Source organism: uncultured Thiodictyon sp., assembly GCA_903837595.1.
GTDB lineage: Bacteria > Pseudomonadota > Gammaproteobacteria > Chromatiales > Chromatiaceae > Thiodictyon.
In genome coordinates, this window is sequence record CAILVI010000306.1 from 22,623 (window position 1) to 40,304 (window position 17,682).

The 17,682-nt window shown below is 64.6% G+C and carries 15 protein-coding genes and 1 pseudogene; 5 read left to right on the forward strand and 11 right to left on the reverse strand.

Annotation, left to right across the window (positions count from 1 at the left end):
• Positions 1–33 precede the first annotated feature (33 nt).
• The 5 genes and pseudogenes from ppsR to QZY44_RS16910 form a co-directional block, all read right to left on the reverse strand.
• A complete protein-coding gene (gene ppsR / locus QZY44_RS16890) occupies positions 34–1,476 on the reverse strand; it encodes a transcriptional regulator PpsR (protein ID WP_295448677.1) in 1,443 nt (480 codons plus the stop codon).
• Between the two features lie 66 nt (positions 1,477–1,542).
• Entirely contained in the window at positions 1,543–1,830 is a 288-nt protein-coding gene (locus tag QZY44_RS16895; RefSeq protein WP_295448680.1) for a hypothetical protein, read from the reverse strand.
• Between the two features lie 27 nt (positions 1,831–1,857).
• Positions 1,858–3,058: pseudogene (locus tag QZY44_RS16900) on the reverse strand (geranylgeranyl diphosphate reductase).
• A gap of 112 nt (positions 3,059–3,170) precedes the next feature.
• Positions 3,171–4,079: a chlorophyll synthase ChlG gene (chlG, locus tag QZY44_RS16905; RefSeq protein ID WP_295448684.1), complete on the reverse strand. Its 909-nt coding sequence runs from the start codon at positions 4,077–4,079 to the stop codon at positions 3,171–3,173.
• A 942-nt stretch (positions 4,080–5,021) separates the two neighbouring features.
• Positions 5,022–5,450 carry a hypothetical protein gene (locus QZY44_RS16910; RefSeq protein WP_295448687.1) on the reverse strand — a complete coding sequence of 143 codons (429 nt, stop codon included), beginning with the start codon at positions 5,448–5,450 and terminating at the stop codon, positions 5,022–5,024.
• Positions 5,451–5,867: 417 nt separating this feature from the next.
• Between QZY44_RS16910 and QZY44_RS16915 the strand changes: the two genes are divergently transcribed.
• A complete protein-coding gene (locus QZY44_RS16915) occupies positions 5,868–6,806 on the forward strand; it encodes a nucleoside recognition domain-containing protein (protein WP_295448690.1) in 939 nt (312 codons plus the stop codon).
• Between the two features lie 216 nt (positions 6,807–7,022).
• Here the strand turns inward: QZY44_RS16915 and yidD are convergent, their stop codons facing one another.
• The 5 genes from yidD to QZY44_RS16935 form a co-directional block, all read right to left on the reverse strand.
• Complete coding sequence (gene yidD, locus QZY44_RS35825) at positions 7,023–7,232, reverse strand: membrane protein insertion efficiency factor YidD (RefSeq protein WP_365304662.1); 210 nt, start codon at positions 7,230–7,232, stop codon at positions 7,023–7,025.
• Positions 7,229–7,459 (reverse strand): DUF4177 domain-containing protein, encoded by a 231-nt coding sequence (locus QZY44_RS16920; RefSeq protein WP_295448694.1) that lies wholly within the window; start codon positions 7,457–7,459, stop codon positions 7,229–7,231. Before QZY44_RS16920 ends, yidD begins: the two co-directional genes overlap by 4 nt.
• 553 nt (positions 7,460–8,012) lie before the next feature.
• Complete coding sequence (locus QZY44_RS16925) at positions 8,013–8,945, reverse strand: hypothetical protein (RefSeq protein ID WP_295448697.1); 933 nt, start codon at positions 8,943–8,945, stop codon at positions 8,013–8,015.
• A 147-nt stretch (positions 8,946–9,092) separates the two neighbouring features.
• Entirely contained in the window at positions 9,093–9,881 is a 789-nt protein-coding gene (locus QZY44_RS16930; RefSeq protein ID WP_295448700.1) for a hypothetical protein, read from the reverse strand.
• 1,054 nt (positions 9,882–10,935) lie between these two features.
• Positions 10,936–12,204, reverse strand: a complete 1,269-nt coding sequence (locus tag QZY44_RS16935) for a Coenzyme F420 hydrogenase/dehydrogenase, beta subunit C-terminal domain (RefSeq protein ID WP_295448703.1) — start codon at positions 12,202–12,204, stop codon at positions 10,936–10,938.
• A 117-nt stretch (positions 12,205–12,321) separates the two neighbouring features.
• Between QZY44_RS16935 and QZY44_RS16940 the strand changes: the two genes are divergently transcribed.
• Positions 12,322–13,344: an alpha/beta hydrolase gene (locus QZY44_RS16940; RefSeq protein ID WP_295448705.1), complete on the forward strand. Its 1,023-nt coding sequence runs from the start codon at positions 12,322–12,324 to the stop codon at positions 13,342–13,344.
• 5 nt (positions 13,345–13,349) lie between these two features.
• On the opposite strand, the gene QZY44_RS16945 is transcribed toward QZY44_RS16940, so the two are convergent.
• Positions 13,350–13,520: a hypothetical protein gene (locus tag QZY44_RS16945; RefSeq protein ID WP_295448708.1), complete on the reverse strand. Its 171-nt coding sequence runs from the start codon at positions 13,518–13,520 to the stop codon at positions 13,350–13,352.
• A gap of 241 nt (positions 13,521–13,761) precedes the next feature.
• On the opposite strand from QZY44_RS16945, the gene bchI reads away from it, so the two are divergent.
• The 3 genes from bchI to bchO form a co-directional block, all read left to right on the forward strand.
• Positions 13,762–14,793 (forward strand): magnesium chelatase ATPase subunit I, encoded by a 1,032-nt coding sequence (bchI, locus tag QZY44_RS16950; RefSeq protein WP_295448711.1) that lies wholly within the window; start codon positions 13,762–13,764, stop codon positions 14,791–14,793.
• 47 nt (positions 14,794–14,840) lie between these two features.
• Entirely contained in the window at positions 14,841–16,679 is a 1,839-nt protein-coding gene (locus QZY44_RS16955) for a magnesium chelatase subunit D (RefSeq protein WP_295448717.1), read from the forward strand.
• A 118-nt stretch (positions 16,680–16,797) separates the two neighbouring features.
• The coding region (gene bchO / locus QZY44_RS16960) for an alpha/beta fold hydrolase BchO (protein ID WP_295448714.1) at positions 16,798–17,682 on the forward strand (885 nt) is incomplete at its 3' end.

Here is a 17,682-nt window from a genome sequence, read left to right on the forward strand (position 1 = left end):
GACGCCGCCACCTTGGTCACCTGAGGGGACCGGTCAACCGGTCGCGTCGGCCGCTACCTTGGCCTCGTCCTCCAGACCATAACGACCCAGTTTCACATAGAGGCTCTGGCGGCTCAGGCCGAGCAGTTCGGCAGCGGCGGTCCGGTTGCCGCCGGTGAGGTCCAGCGCGGCCTCGATGTAGCGGTGCTCAACCACGGCAACCGTCTCGTCCACCAGCTTGCGCAGGGTCGTCTTGCCGATCTGCCGGGTAAGTGACTCCATCACGCCGTCGATACCCGGCCCCTGGTCACCGGCGGCGAGCCGCCGGCTCACATCGCGGATGAAGACACCGATGGTGCCGCCTTGTTTGCCGCCGCGGCCGGCGGCGGAGATCTCGGCCTGGACCTCGGTGCCGAGTGCGCCGTGCAGCACGGTGGAGAAGAGCCGCACCGCCCCCAATCGGACCACGTTGGCCAGCAGCACCGTCAGGTCCGCCCCCGGCCGGCCCAACCAGCGCCCCAGGGGCTCGCCCAATACGGCCGTCTCCGAGCCGAGCTGCACCTGCTCCAGGAAGGCGCGGTTGGCGCGCAGGATGGTGCCTTCGTGGTTGATGACCACGAAGCCGTCCGGCCCGCCCTCGATCAGGTCCTCAATGCGCACCGGATCGGCCAACTCGGCCAGCGTCTGCTGCGCCACCACCGGGGTCAACTGGACCAACAAGACCTCCTCTTGGGCGCAACTCACCAAGGAGGCGTGCACCAGCCACGGCGTCTGGGCGGGACCCAGGCGGAACAGGACACCGGGGGCCTTGCCGCGCTCGCGGATGCGCCGCAGCATCTCATCGAAGAGGTCGCGCTCCCCGGCCACCAGTGCGTCCGGGAAACGCAGGTCCACGGCGCCCTTGACGTGGGTCGCCGTCATCCCGAGGGCCTGGGCCGCCGCGGGGTTCAGGTCGACGATGCGCAGGTTGGCGGCACGCAGCAGCAGGACCGCGTCGCGCGAGGAATTGAACAACAGACGGTAGCGGGTTTCGACCTCGCGCAGCTTCCAGTAGTCCCGCTCCATGGCCTGCTGGGCCTCGACCAGACGGGACTGTAACTCGGCCACCGCGCGCAGGTTCTTGCCGACGGCGAGGAACCCGGTGTGGCCGCCGAGCAGGACCGTGGTGTATTCGACCGGGAGTTGCAGCCCGCTGGGGAAGTGCTGGGTGACGTTGCGAAAGGCGCAGACACCGGTGCCGCGGGCATACTCCAGCATGCGCCGCAGACCATCGCCGTCGGACTCGCTGACCGTGTCCGCCCATGCTGTTCCGATCCAGTCTGCCACACCCTCGGCGGCGAACAGGTTGGACAGGGTCGCATCGCGGATGATGCCCTCGGTGTCGAGGACCAGCATCACATCCGGCAGGGCCGGATTTTCGGTGCGCGCCAGCGCCGCAGCTGACGCATTGGTCAGCCGGTAATTCCGCGTCGGGGGCGGGGATAAGACAACATCCATGGTAAATAACGACAGTTGACCGAAAGAACCTTCGTAGCCGCCTATTTTGCGAACTAAATCTGTGTCCTACCCGACATTCCAGCCGGGCCCGCCGGCGCTCCCGGCCAGCGTGACCACCGGTCGGCCAGGTGGGCCGCCAGGGAGAGCATGAAACAGCGTCCGGCCAATTGCCAGGGCGCGCCCGTCAGTACCGCGCGCGCCAAGCAACGGCGAACCGCTGCCGGCCGGGTTGAGAATCAGGGCCACCGGCGGGACGTCACGCCCGCTCAGTCGCGGGAAAACTAAAGCGTGCGGCCGTCTCCAGGCCGGCAGGATCAGGTCGATGAAGCGGGCGCCGGTGAACCACTGCGCCATGCCGCACCCCGCCTGATCATCGCGTGTTCATTTCGCCGAGACGATCCCGAACAGGTGCCCGAGGTCTTTGAAGAAGATCTTCAGATGGGCACCCGGCTGGGACTTGACAAGGCGCTTGTTCATGTACGCCTCCCAGGTCAGCCGCTGGACGTCCGGGTCAGCGCACATCTTCACGAAGCGCTCGCGCCGCTTGTCGCTGCAATACCAGAAGCGCTGCATGATCCCCAGGATCCAGAAGACCCGCCCGTGCGCCTTCATGAAGCCCTTGCGGGCCAATTTGAGACTGCTCACCTTCCCGGTGGTGCAGAAGGCCTCGGCGGCCTCGGCGGCGTAACGCCCACCGGCCAGGGCATAGTAGATGCCTTCACCGGAGGCCGGCGCGACCACGCCGGCGGCATCGCCCGCCAGGACCACGTTGCGCCCGTCGTCCCAGCAATCAAGGGGGCGCAGCGGGATGGGGGCACCCTCGCGGCGCAGCGTCTCGGCATGCTCGAGCCCCGCCGCCTTGCGCAGCTCACGGGTGGCCTCGCGCAGTGAAAAACCCGCAACCTCAGTGCCGACCCCGACACTGGTGGTGTCGCCATGGGGGAAGACCCAGCCATAGAAGTCAGGCGAGATCTTGCCCTGGTAATAGACATCGCAGCGGTCGGCCTGAAAACCGTTCTCACCATCCTTGGGGGAGCGCACGATCTCGTGATAGGCGCTGACACAGGGCATCTTGTCCGCCCCCGGGACGCACTGGCGCGCCACCCGGGAACGGGCGCCGTCGGCACCGATCACACAGCGGGCACGGGCCTCGCGGACCAGCGGCTTGCCGACGCCCGTCTCGACCTCATAGCGCACGATGACCTGACCGTCGTCGGTACGGACCAGTTCGGTGAAGGCCCCGGTGCGGCGCACCGCACCGCTCTGGGCCGCGCGCGCGCAGCCACTCGTCGAAGACGTCGCGCTTGACCATGCCGACGAAGCCGTTCTCCACGGGCATATCCACCGCCCGATCGGAGGGCGAGATCATCCGGGCAGAGTGGATATGGGCACACAGCAGGTGCTCCGGGAGGTCGAACTCACGCATGGCCTGGGGAGGGATAGCCCCGCCACACGGCTTGATGCGGCCGGCCTTGTCGAGCAACATCACCGAGCGGCCGGCGCGGGCCAGATCGTTCGCGGCCGTTGCACCGGCAGGGCCGCCGCCCACCACCACCACATCGAAGTTCTCGGTCTGGTTCATTCGTCTCGTCCTGCTCAAATCGCTATCGCGATTTGAGATATTTAAAATGGAATTAATGAAATCAACGCGATTGCGCGGAGCTGGCGCGCTGCGTCGGCAATCTGCAAGCAAGTCACAGGGCGATCGTCCGCACCGCGAAGGCACTGATCATCATACCGGTCACATAGACGCTGACGCCGATCGCGCTGAGCCAGAGGGCGCGCCCGATCGGGTCGCCGAGGAACCGGACCATCATCCCGACCTGGATGGCCACCACCAGCGCGACGGCGACCGCGTGCAGCGGGCGCCCCCAGCCGATCAGCAGCCCCACCACCACGAACTGGGGCAGGGCCATGAAGAGGCAGGCGGCCCAAGCGGCACCCTGGACCCCGAGTTGCACCGGCAGCGAACGCACGCCCATCTGCTGGTCGCCCTCGATTGCCTTGAAATCGTTCAGCGTCAGGATGCCGTGGGCGCCCAGACCATAGAGTGCGGCCAACGCCAGCACGTGCCAGTTGGGCAGTGCGCCGGAGAGCATCACCGCGGCCCCGGTGATCCAGGCCAGACTCTCATAAGACATCCCGCAGGCCAAATTCCCCCACCAGCCATTGCCCTTGAGGCGCGCTGGCGGGGCACTGTAGGCCCAGGCCAACACCAGCCCGAGCATGGCCGACCAGAAGACCCAGGTACCCAGGGTGGCGGCCAGCAGCCCGGACAGGATGGTCCAGATGATGGCGATATACAGCCCCCAGCGTCCCGGGATACGCCCGGAGGGGATCGGCCGGTTAGGCTCGTTGATCGCGTCCACATGGCGGTCAAACCAGTCGTTCACCGCCTGGCTGGTGGCACACACCATGGGGCCGGCGAGGATCACCCCCAACACGAAGACCACCCAATGGTCCGGGATCGACACCCCGGAGGACACGACGCCACAGGCGAAGGCCCACATGGGGGGAAACCACGTGATGGGCTTAAGGAGTTCGAGTACGGCCGCGGGCTTGGGATAGCTGGCGGCGGCCAAGGGGGGCGCGGAGTCATTCATGGGTGCAAATTATAGCTGACAGTAGACGTTGTCAACCAGACTTGACACTTGTTCAAAAAAGCGTGCGGATTCAGGCCTGCGGGAACCGCGCCAACCGATTGCGTCCGCTGCTGCGGTGGCGTCGACGCCGACGCGACGCTTTCTTGCGCTGCGCCGGCCAGACGGAGGCCGATCAGACACCACCTGCATCCTGCCCCCAGGTGACCGCGCGGCGGGGCCGCCGACCTTCGAGCGGCCAGGTTTCCGCCCAGCAGACGGGCAGCTGGTCGAGCTGACCATTGGCTGACAATCTCGGTCAGGTTCTGTCTAACCGTCCGGTCTTATGCTCTGGCCCAAGGTCGTGATCAACCGCGGCATGAAGCATCGCTTTCACAGATGGGCGGGGTTGCGCTGAACGCCATACCGGCGGCAAGCGCGGGCTGTCCGGATCATGAGGTACCAAGATGAATACTCCAAGAACCCTGGCTGCGTTAGCTCTCACTCTTGCCTATTCCGGGATGGTCGCCGCCGGATGCGGGGAAGACAAGAAAGAATGCTCCGTCTATCAAAGGGGGAAGCTGGTCAGTCAGTCTCAGTGTAAAATATCAGCATGCGCTACCGCATCAGGCATGCAGCAGGACTGGCGATGGAACAACGGAAACAGGACCCGCATCAGCATGCAAGGCGATCAATTTTTGGTCAACGGACAGCAAGGATTTGGCGAGGCAACGAATGGCCAGTCATGCTATGGGGTCAACAAGAATAGAGGCGAAGTCTATTGCTTGAATTGACGGCCACCCAATACCCGCGTGACACCGCGCCAGCGGTGCCACGCAGGTATTGGGCGCCGTGCGCCCCGAGGCCAACAGTGGCCCGCTTATTCCGAGCGTGGTTGGCCTTATCGGGGCCACCACAGAACTCGGAAACATCCATACGGTAAGCCCGTTGCGGACTCATTGAGCCTCAGGCGACCACCACGTGCGGCCGATCGGTCACAACGACCCGAAGCTCGTCCCCCCTGCCTTGGCGTGGGGCAATATTGAGGCCCGCTTGGCGGATCGCCACGGCCTCCGCGGCGGCGCAGTCCAGGGAGCGCCAACAGACGGGTTCAGGCGGGCCAGGGGCGTCCGTGAGCCAGCCCAAGGCCACCCAGTCGGCCTGGGACTCGTCAGGCTCCCAGACGCCTGGATAGCTCGGCACGCAGTACGCCAGGCGCCAGGCGTCGGGCTCCCACTCCACCAGGACCAAGACCAGGCGCCACCCCTGAGGGGCATCCGCGGTACCCAGGACGGCGTCTATCAGTTCCAATAGTTCGGCTTTCGTCAGCAGGGCAGACGTCGCCTTGGCTGCGGCGCGTTTGGCCGCAGAGGTACTCGACTTTTGAATAGTCATGTTACTTTTTTTCTATGCTGTGCGCGTCAGTGCGTTGACAGATTACTCTTTCTATGTATAGCCGCAAGCGGATTGCTGTTAATCTTTTGTTAAATTTCAGAAGTTTGCCTTCGCTCCGTGGACTGCTCCGGCGCCCAGGGTTGCAGACACGGTAAGGAGGATCCGCAGAGGACGTCGATAGGAAACATAACTTCTACAAGAAGAATTACCTACACACTATCCGGCCCTGAGTTTCACCGGGATCGGAATCAGGGTCGGCAGGTTCCCCAGGACCAGACCCCGGCGCCTGGGAGCGCCGACATCCTGTCGGCGACGGCGCGGAGCGCCGCTGGGTCCTCACGAAACCAACGCCCGCTTGCAGGACGCGCCATCAGTGTCATGATGGGGCCATCCCCCATAACGGCCTGCGAAATCTTGATGGACATCCTGATCGACATTATCCTCAAGGCCGGCCGCTCGGCGATCGAACTGTCGTTGTTCGTGCTGCTGCCGGTGATGGTCGTCATGCTGTCGCTGATGCGCCTGCTGGAGGCGCGGGGCGCGCTGGACTGGATCGTCACCCGGCTGGCGCCACTGCTGCGCCCCTTCGGACTCACCGGGCTGGGCGTCTTTGCCGCCTTGCAGATCAATCTGGTGAGCTTCGCCGCGCCGCTGGCGACGCTCACCATGATGGAACAGCGCGGCACCTCCGACCGCCACCTGGCCGCCACGCTGGCCATGGTGTTCGCCATGGCGCAGGCCAATGTCGTTTTTCCGCTGCTGACGATGGGCCTTGCCTTCGGCACGACCCTGATTTTCTCGCTGCTTGGCGGCCTGGCCGCGGCCGCAGCGACCTACTATCTGTTCGGCCGCCGGCTGTCGGCCACCGAGGCGACATTGGACGAGACCCTGCAGCACCCGGTGGCCGACAACGCCAAAGGGGTGCTCGACGTGATCAACCGCGCCGGCGCCGAGGCCTTCAAGATCGCCGTCGGGGCCATCCCGATGCTGGTGCTGTCGCTGGTCGCGGTCACCGCGCTGAAGCGCTTCGGCTTCATCGACCTGATCACGCAGGTCTTGACACCATTTCTAACGCCCGCCGGCATCGACCCGGTGCTGGTCCTGCCCAGCCTGACCAAGTATCTGGCCGGCGGCACGGCGATGCTTGGGGTCATGGACGACATGCGCCGCGCCGGCCAGATCAGCGTCGAACTGCTCAACGCCAGCGCCGGCTTTCTGATCTCGCCCTTAGACCTGGTCGGCGTGGCCGTACTGATCTCGGCCGGTCGCCGCGTGGCCGCGGTCTGGAGGCCGGCGGCCTTGGGCGCCTGTGTCGGCATCGCATTGCGCACCGTTGGGCATGTCGTGTGTGCCTGAGGGCAATGCAATAGGGAGGATTGGGAGATCGATAGCCTGCAGAGCGGCCTTAGTTATCGTTTCGGCCGGGACGCCGGAATCCAGACCAGAGCACGCGAGCGGGGTCATCACGAGCGGGGGCAGGTCTTGCAATCACGTGTGCTTGCGTCATGTCCCGGATGCTTGATTGAAAGACCTGACCCCAGCCCCTTCTTGACCCCAGCCCCTTCTAGATACTCACGGATAGTCCTCGCCCCCCTGGAACAGTGCCCCATTGCAGCGCCTGACCCTCAAATAGGTACAGTAGCACCCCTTAAAAATCCCATACTTTTCAATTGCCAGGATACCGTAATGAGAACAAGAGGGCGTATAGATGCACTCGCGGTTATGGGTGTGACGCAAGCGCCGCTGATAAAAACGGATAGCCAGAATCGCCAGCCGCTTCATTCATTGCTCTTTTCAAACGTGCACACCAGCCACGCGCCCTTGCCGCCGCCGCAGCCTTGGGCAACCACTTGCCGATGCTCACTGGAGTGCAGACGCCACCCGTTGACCGCATGCGCGTTGAGAAACTCCTCAAACTGCTGGCAACGCCCCGCGTCCCACCCGTTATCTTGTGCCCCGCAACCCGCGACCTTCGGCAAAAACGCCCTCACCATATAACGAACAGCCATCGCAACCCCCTATTCTAATTTGTCATTCTCGTGACACCGACCATGATACCAGGTAGGGAAAGGCGCCCGGCTCATATATTTCCCCATCGGCCGCGTTTAATTGAGCCTGGCCCGAATGGCGCTAAGTTAAGCACGAGACCCTATGAGAACAGTGACTTACGCGGCCGGTCGGCTGGCCGAAACGCTCCGGCACCACGCGGAACTCGCGAGAATCTGGCGGATGGTCGGCGATTCTCCAGAAACTTAGGGCTGGGTCAGGGCGCGAGTCGCTGATATCGTTAAGCCCTGCCTTAACTTAGCGCCATTCGAGCCTCGCCCGAATGGCACTGACATAAGCTGCAAGCATATCAGAAACAATCGGTTGCGATGCGGCGAAGCGAGCGAAAAACCGTCGCGGACCATGCAGGAGCCAGGAAACATCCCGGAAAATGCCGCTCTCACCCAAGTAACTGCTTATCGATCCGTCTGTAAGTCGGTGATTGTTCAGTGCCGCAGCTTAAGTCAGTGCCATTCGAGCCTGGCCCCTTTTTTCTCCTTTTCTTTTAGCTGTTTACTATTGCTCGCTGCCAGGATAAATCATTACTAGATTGCTCAATACACCCTCGTTAACAAAGATCGTAGCATGCTCGGTTCTTATCTTTACGGCATGTCCTCTTTTGTTAAATTCGAGTACTTTATTTGCCAGGTCTTGACCCAATGCGACAGTCAGAACCTTTCTTGCTAACTGCCTATTCTCCTTATTCAGTCTTGCAAATTTTTCGGATTTCTCATCAATCTCCCGCCAACTGATTCCAACCCGGTTGCTTTGAAATTCAAGATAAAAATATGGCTCATCTTTGTCTTTCCGAAAGCTGAGAATACGCCCGACACGACCATCATTATCGTCATACTTGCTAACCACAGGCAGCCCGATGGCCTTTATCAAAGCCGCCTGTCGCAACTCCGGAAGGCCATCAGGAAGCGCAAGAACCTCGACGTCGTTTCTTATGAATGAAAGGGCTGGGACGGGTAGATCAACCGACCCACCGCCCCCACCATTTCTCACGCCACACAGTTGGGCGATCTTATTTGCTACGATACCCGGGTTCTTATCTCCCCCTAATGAGTACCATATTGTATGGTTCCAGGCTTTATAGGAGTTCGGTATGTATTTCGGGTGATCTTTAATTTTAACTTTGATGGAAAAATATCTATCCCATCCAAAATTAGTGCAACGGAAGTCCAGCTGATCCCACAAATCATAACAATTAGCGCCTTCCGAAACCTCGATTGACTCAATGTCGTCAGCAAATTTTCCCATTAAAGGTTGGCACACTTGAGAAAATACGTCAAACGCTTTTACCGCAATAGGTAAGTCATCTCGATGAAGCCGCAGGTTATATAGGGGCTTAATAGGAGCAGAAGATGTCTTGCCTTCACCGCGAGAACAGGAAATAAGTATTAATATATAAACAAAGATCCAGAGAGAATGTCGAGGACAGGCCATGTTTAATTGCTCAACGCGATGCAGGGTATGAAGGGAAAAGCAAGCGAAAGGGCTGGGCTCAATTATTCTAGCCTGCCGCAACGCGGATCGAGAAAATTAGAGCCTTCCCCTCAATTCTTGTTTATCGCCTTGACAAAACGACGCCTTTCAAATCCCCTTAACGCTCACCTCCAGCACCTGACTCCAATTCCCTACCCGCTGATCCCGGACCCGATAGATGGCGCGATATTTCCACAGCACCACACTGCCGGACGGCGGCAAGGGGGTCGTGTCAATATGATTGGGCGTCATATCGATGGTGAGCAGGGAAAAATTGCCGCTACCGTGATCGGCCTCGAGCTCCAATGAATCCATGCCTTGCATGGACCAGAGGACGCGCGGTTGGCCGCCTTGAAAGTCGACATTGAGGACGGGCTGCATGGTCGCAGGGTCCACGGCGACAGTTCTTGCCGGGATGATGTTGAGGGCCTTGCCGATGGCTTCCGTGTAGTTCTTGTGGATGCGGATGCGGGTGATCAGCCTGGACAGATAACCGACCACATCGAGAAAGGGCTCGCCCGGGGGTGGCGTGAGGATGGGGAACGAGGGGACAACTGCCTTACCCGTCGGCGAGCCGTCGCGCACGGCATTCTTAAACGCAACGGTGGCCTCACCGCCGGCCTTGAAAGCGGATTGCAGGTCGACTGCATGCTTGAACCAGGCCGTTGCCCTGCCCAATTCGGACAGATCGTCCGCGCCGAAACCCAGCGCGTCAGCATAGGCCGATAATGTGGTGTCGAGATGCTGGAACAGGGCTAGCTTGCCCGCATCCGTACGCGGGATGACCGTTGAATTTGGCACGATGCGCTCCTTTTCCGTTAACGAAAAATTTACATAAGTCGCATACGGGATAAAGTTTAACGCTGATTTTCCACCAAACGCAAGAGCTCTTTTCATCGCTGCCGGGACGGATTGCTGTCGGGCTGAGGTACCATCATCGCCTGTCGGTGCGGCTTGCGGGGGGCTGGGACCCGGCACCAGGCCCCGCCGCGCAAGCCATGGATTTGGGTATCGATGCCAACGGCCATTGCAGGAAGACCAGCTACCCCGGCCGATGAAAATCCCCCGTGGGAGCGGCTTCAACCGCGACGAGCCCACGGCCGCTTGCGAGGTCGGGTCGCGGCTGAAGCCGCTCCCACCGGGGCACGGCCTGACTTTCATGCCAAAGTTCGGGAACTTGCTCCCGAGCTCTGGTAGCCGGTTCCGCCGGTGTGGGTGACGGTATCCACTAATTAGGGGTGGCTACGATGGCGATCAATCAGGCATCCCACGGGGTGTGAACAGGTTCCGTTGATGTTTGGCGAACGTCCCCTGGGCTGGGAAAGTCACCTACGAACTCAGTCCGGGTTCCCATGCGTTGGAAAAAGGTTCACAAGCAACGGGAAGAGGTGACGAATCGAGGTAGCCGTTCACCTGCTGGACGTGCGGCATAAAAACGATTTTAAGACAATCGCTTAGGTTGCCGCGAGGCGCAGCGTGCAAAATCGTTGGGAACCGGTGCAAAGTGATTCGGGAAACTGTCCCACGCCTTGGGAATGACCGCGAACAGTCGGCGTCGAAACACCGAAGATAGGCCCTGATAGACCGTCGGTCGGGAGTCGTGTCGGCGGCGATGCTTTGACGAACCCAGCGGCGGTCGGCGGTGCGGTTCGTGCCTCACCGCACCCTACAGCATGGGATGAGCATATTGGCCTTGATCATCGTTGCGGCGAGCAGGCGGGTGCCTGCGCTACGGACCGGTCAACGGCCATGGTAGGAAGACCATCCAGCGTGCGTGGGAGCGGCTTCAGCCGCGACGAGGCCACGGCCACTTGTAAGGTCGCGTCGCGGCTAAAGCCGCTCCCACCGGATCCCGGCCACTGGCGCTCCCGGCGCGGAGCGCCGGACACATGCGTGACACCGCTGGAGCGGTGTCAAGAAAGCGGTGGGGCTGGTGCGGCTGGGATGAGGGTCAAGGCCGCGCGGGCGGGACGCCCTCGCTCCTTTCGATCCCCTCCCCCGGCACCCGCCCAAAGGTCGCCGCATACTCCGCGGCATAGGGCCTGGTGGCCTCATAGACGTGATAGGGCACGATCTTGGCCTCCAGCTGGGGGAACTTGTCGTGCACATAGGTGTAATTGCGCAGGAGCTTCATCTCGATGATGGCGCGGGCGAATTCCAGGCCGCGGGGACCGCGGTGGCGTTGCAGGAAGGCGACCAATTGGCGCACCGGCTTGGGCGGCTTGGCGGGGCGCTGGGCGAGCATCTGGATGAAGCGCGGCATGCCGCGGGTACGGTCGCCGGCCGAGGAGACTGGTCGTGACTCAAGATCCGGGCGCAGCAGGTCCAGCAGTTGCGCGCCGCGCTCGGTGCGCGCCAGGACCCATTGCCAGCCCAAGGGTGCACCCAGGTAGCCGATGGTCAGATCAGACAGCGCATTGGGATAGTCGAAACAGGACAGACACGCCGACGGGAAGATGCCCTGGAGTTTGTCCATCGGGAAGTCGATGTAGTTGACCCGCTCGCGGTGCCCATCCTCGTGGTGGAGCCACAGGCTGAAGTCCTGCATGAATTCGTAATGGATCACGGTCCCCGGGGAGCTGGAGATGGTGTTGAGGAAGAACTGCTGGTCCGGGTAGGTGACGTTGTCACTGCACGGGATGCCGATGATATCGAGCCGCTCGAGCCCGAGTTGGGCCTCCGCCTGGCGCAGGACCTGGACCTGGCAGCCGGTGCCGACCACCGCCAGGCGGCGGATGCCGGACTCGCGCACCTGGTCCAGCAGCCCCAGGTTGGGCGAGAGACAGGGTTTGTTGCCCTTACAGGCGCGCACCTCATCCACGGTGCGGGCCAGCACCGGCAGGGGCTCGAAGATGGTGCCCGGGTTGGTGCCGGTGAGGATCACCGCCTCCACCTCGCCGCGCTCCAGCAAGCGGGCGGCGAGTGTGGTGATCATGCCGGTCCACTGGGCGCCGGCTACCGGACGGCGCATGCGCATGATCGCCTGCTCCCGATAGATGCCGAAGCGCATCTCGTCGCCTGGGTTGCGGCGGCGCCCGTGCAGGCGTTGTTCGATCTCCTCCATGCGGTTGCGCACGAACAGACAGGTGTCGGCCATCTGCGGGCGCAGCCAGCTGTCGCAGAGTCCGCAGTCGCTGCACAGGCGCGGCCGGCCGCTCAGGCGCCGGTCGTGGCTCATCAGGCTGACATCGTGGAGACCTTTCGACGGGCCTTGTTCCATTCCGGAGTCCTCTTTAGGGTTCGCTTTGGTTCGCTTTGGTTCGCTTTGGGGTATCTTTGGGCGCCCGGGCGGACGGCCGCCCGGGGCTGTGTGGTTCAGAACGAGGGGATTATCGCGATGTTGAAGCGGCTGGTGCAGGTCTTTGGGGTTCTTCTGGTGCTGGCGATCGGGGCGGCGGCCATCGTGCCCCTGCTGATGGTCCCCGCGGGGTCGGTCCAACCGCAGGGCACCGCCCGGGCCGCGGCGACCCCGGACAGCCGGTTCCTGACCATCCCCTTCCCGGGAACCCGGGGCCTCGAGGTCCATTATCTCGAACGACCGGCGACAGCGCCGGCTGGCGACCACGCCTTCCTGCTGCTGCACGGTTTCACCTTCAACAGCTTCACCTGGGGGGCGGTGCTGGACCCCTTCGCCAGGCTCGGGCGGACGGTCGCCTATGACCAGCCCCCTTATGGACTCAGCGCCAAGCCGCTGCCGAGCGACTGGAGCGGCGCCAACCCCTATGCCAAGGAGTCGGCCATCGCCCAGGTCGGGGCCGTCATGCAGGGGCTGGGGCTCGGGCACGCCATCCTGGTCGGCAACTCCTCGGGCGGCACCCTGGCCCTGGAGGCGGCGTTGGCCTATCCGGAGCGGGTGACCGGCCTGATCCTGGTCGCCCCCTGGGTCTATGCCCAACGCCCGATCATCCCGGCCGCAGTGGCGCAACTGCCCCAGTTGCAGCGGCTCAGCCTCTTCATCGCCCGAAAGCTGGGGGACCCGACCCTGCTCGAATATTCGTATCAGGACCCGTCGCGCCTCACGGCGGCCCGCCGGGCCCTGGCCATCATCCATACCCGCGTGGCGAACTGGGACCTGGGCTGGGGGGCACTGCTCGACCGCTCGCTCTCAAGCACCGTGGACATCAGCGACCGACTCAGCCAAGTCCGGGTGCCGGTGCTGCTGATCACCTCCGATCAGGACAAGCTGGTGAAGCCGGAGGATACGCGGCGCGTTGCCGCCGCCCTGCCCCACGCGACCCTCAAAGTACTGCCGGGCTGCGGCCATGCCCCCCAGGAGGAATGCCCCCAGGCGTTCATGGCCGCGGTGACGGACTGGCTGCAATCCCCTGCGGCGCAGGTGACTCCCGGCGCGCACCCTTGAGGAGTTCAGCCCACCGGGGCCAGGAAGGACACCAGGGCCTGAGCCAGGACGGCGAGCACGGTCAGCCCCACCACGGAGCAGATCGTGCAGGTGATCAGGAAGGACTTGAGATCGAGCGGGGCGTTGTCGTGCGCAACATCGGCGGCGAGTACATCTACCTGCGGGGGCTGAGACATCGATTGACTCCGGTGGTTGATCGTGGGCCAGCCATGGCCCTGGACTAAGACGTTGGAGGTTGCGCGGCGGCAGGTCGACGAGGTGTCGTCCACCTGTCTCGCGAGATTTACAGTATAGTGTGTCACGCTACCTTGACACACCCCCTTTCGACAGGTTTTCGGGTCCCATCGCGACGCGCGTCCGGTTACCATGGGCGCCCTTTCAACCCGCGTACCTGACACAGCAGATCGAGACCCTTATATGCCCGTCCCATTTCCGTTCTCCGCCATCGTCGGTCAGGAAGAGATGAAGCTCGCGCTCCTGATCGGGGCCGTCGACTCCCGCATCGGCGGGGTCCTGGTCTTCGGCGACCGCGGCACCGGCAAGTCCACTGCCATCCGCGCCTTGGCGGCGCTGCTGCCCAAGATGAAGGTCGTTGCGGACTGCCGCTACGGCTGTGATCCGGATGCCGAGGTGGGCGTGTTGTGCGCCGAGTGCCGCGGCAGCCGCAGCGAGACCACCCCGTTCAAGACCAAGCAGGTGCCGGTGCCGGTGGTGGACCTGCCCCTGGGTGCTACCGAGGACCGGGTGATCGGCGCCCTGGACCTGGAGATGGCCCTGACCCGCGGCGAGAAGGCCTTCGAGCCCGGCCTGCTGGCCCGCGCCCACCGCGGCTTCCTCTATATCGACGAGGTCAACCTGCTGGAAGACCACTTGGTGGACGCCCTGCTGGACGTGGCCGCCTCCGGTGAGAATCTGGTGGAGCGCGAGGGCCTCTCGGTCCGCCACCCGGCGCGCTTCGTCCTGATCGGCTCCGGCAACCCGGAGGAAGGCGAACTGCGGCCCCAGTTGCTGGACCGCTTCGGCCTCTCCGTGGAGGTGCGCACCCCGCAGGACCTGCAGACCCGCGTCCAGGTGGTGCGGCTGCGCGACGAGTACGAGCGCGACCCTGCTGCCTTCACCGAGAAGTGGAAGCGCAAGGACGCCAAGGTGCGCAAACGCATCACCGACGCCCAGGCCCTGCTGCCTGAGATCGAGGTGAACGACCAGGCACTGGAACAGGCCGCGCGCCTGTGCATGGCGCTCGGCACCGATGGCCTGCGGGGTGAACTGACCCTGATCCGCGCCTGCCGCGCCCTGGCCGCCCTGGAAGGCGACAAATCGGTCGAGGTCAAGCACCTGCGCCGGCTCGCCCCCCCTGCGCTACGCCACCGGCTGCGGCGCGACCCGCTGGACGAGTCGGGCTCCACCGCCCGGGTCGACCGCGTGGTGCAGGAACTTTTCCCCGCATAATGGCCGGCATGAGCGCACCCCCGGCCAATCCACTGGCGAAGAACCCCATGGGCGGCGACGCCCCCAAACCGCCGCCGGCGCCGCCGCGCTATCACCCGTGGGACGACGTGGCACTGGTCGCCACCCTGTTCGCGGTGGACCCGTCCGGGGTGGGGGGCGTCTGTCTGCGCGCCCTGCCCGGCCCGGTGCGCGACCAATGGCTCGCCGACACCCGCGAACTGCTCCCGCCCGACATGCACCGGCGCAAGATCCCGCTGCATGTCACCGACGGGCGCCTGCTGGGTGGACTGGACCTGACCGCCACGCTGCGCGCCGGGCGCCCGGTGGCCGAGCACGGGCTGCTGGCCGAGGCCCACGGCGGCGTGGTGGAACTGGCCATGGCCGAGCGGGTGCGGGGTTCGCCCGTGTCCTATCTGTGCGCCGCACTGGATACCAATGAGGTGGTGCTGGAGCGCGATGGGATCGCGCTGCGCTCCCCGGCCCGCCTGGGTGTCATCGCGCTCGACGAGGGCAGCAACGAGGATGAGCAGGTGGCGGATGCACTGCTCGACCGCCTCGCCTTCCTGGTGGACCTGAGCCCGATCGGCGTCCGCGACATGGGCGAACTGCCCTATAGCGCGGCTGATATCAGCGCCGCCCGCGACCGGCTACCCGCGGTCACCATCAGCGAGGCGCAGGTCGGCGCCATCTGCGAGACCGCGCTGGCGCTCGGCATCTATTCGCTGCGCGCTGCACTGCACGCGGTGCACGCCGCGCGCATCGCCGCCGCCCTGGACGGTGACCCGGAGGTCACGGACGGCCAGGTCAACCTCGCCGCCCGGCTGGTGATGGCCCCGCGGGCGACCCAGATGCCCTATGTCCCACCGGAGCAGGAGCAGGAGCCCCCGCCGCCGGAACCGCCCCCGCCGGACCAGGACCAGGGCGAGTCCGATCAGAACCAGGAAGAGCGCAAGGACCCCCTGGCCGACCAGGTGCTGGAGGCGGCCAAGGCGGCCATCCCCCAGGACCTGCTGGACCGCCTGCGGCTCGGCCAATTGCGCCGCGCCAAGGTGCGCAGCACCGGCAAGTCCGGGCAGGTCCAACAGGCCAACATGCGCGGGCGCCCCGCTGGCGTGCGCCGCGGCGACTTGCGCCCCGGGGACCGGCTGAACCTGATCGAGACCCTGCGCGCCGCCGCCCCCTGGCAGCGGGTACGCCGGGCCGAGCGCGAGCGCGGCCCGGCGGAGACACCGGTCAAGCGCAAGGGCGGCAAGGCGGTGGCGGTGGTCATGCCACGGGTGGAGGTGCGCAAGGACGACTTCCGCATCCAGAAGTACAAGCACCGCTCCGAGACCACCGCGATCTTCGTCGTCGACGCCTCGGGCTCATCGGCCCTGCACCGACTGGGCGAGGCCAAGGGCGCGGTTGAACTCCTGTTGGCGGACTGCTATGTGCGCCGCGACCGGGTCGCCCTGGTCGCCTTCCGTGGGAAAGAGGCCGAGCTCCTACTCCCGCCGACCCGCTCACTGGTGCGCACCAAGCGCTGCCTGGCGGACCTGCCCGGCGGCGGCGGCACCCCGCTCGCCTCCGGAATCGAGACCGGGCTCGCGCTGGCCGACGCGGTCAAGCGCCGGGGCGGCACCCCGCTCCTGGTCATCCTCACGGACGGGCGAGCCAACGTGGCCCGCAACGGCCAGGGCGGGCGCCCCCAGGCGACCGAGGAGGCACTGACCGTCTCCCGGCTGGTGCGTGCCTCGGGCGTGGCGGCGATGGTGGTCGACACCTCCAACCACCCGCACCCGCAGGCGAAGGCACTGGCAGAGGCGATGGACGCCACCTACATGCCCCTGCCCCACGCCGATGCCGGCCGGCTCAATGCGGCGGTGAAGGCCAAGGCGGGGTTATGACCTTCTCGTGACACCGCGACGCGGTGTCACGCCGGTGTCAGGCGCTCTGCGCCGCGGGTCTGGAGACAATGTCACGGACGGGGCCTATGCCCCGTCCGGCCTGGAGTCATGAATCGCGATGCAACGACGACCTGACTGGAACGTAGAGGGGCGCGACTGGCCAAATCGCGAGGCCAGCCACTTTATTGAGATCGGCGACATCCGTTGGCATTTCCAACGGATGGGATCGGGACCGATCCTGTTGCTGGTCCATGGCACCGGTGCCGCCACCCACTCCTGGCGCGACCTGATGCCGCTCCTGGCCCGCGACTTCACCGTCATCGCCCCCGACCTGCCGGGCCATGGCTTCACCCAGGCCCCCGGCGGTACGGGACTTTCATTGCCGGGCATGGCCGCCAGTATCGCGGCCCTGCTCGACACCCTGGGGGAGAAGCCGGACCTGGTCTTGGGCCACTCCGCCGGGGCCGCCATCCTGATCCGGATGTGCCTGGACGGGCGCATCGCCCCGCGGGCAGTCATCAGCCTCAACGGCGCACTGCTGCCGCTGCGCGGCGCGGCCGGGAAGTGGTTTGCCCCTGCCGCCCGGCTGTTCGCGACCCATCCGCTGCTGACCCGCTTCTTCGCCTGGCGCAGCCGCGACCCGAGCGTGGTCAAACGCCTGGTCGCCGCCACCGGCTCGAAGCTGGACCGCCGGGGCATCGACCTCTACCGCCGCCTGGTCACCACCCCCGGCCACACGGCCGCCGCGATCGAGATGATGGCCAACTGGGACCTGCGGCCACTCGGGCAGGACCTGCCGCACCTCACCACGCCACTATTTCTGCTGGTCGCCGAAAATGACGGCACCGTCCGCCCGGCCGAGGCACGGCGGGTGCGCAAGATGGTTCCATACGCCGAGATCGAGACCATCCCGGGACTTGGGCATCTGGCCCACGAGGAGGCGCCTGGGATCGTCGCCGACCTGATCCGCAGGATCGCTGAGCGGGTTGGGCTCGTCGCGGGG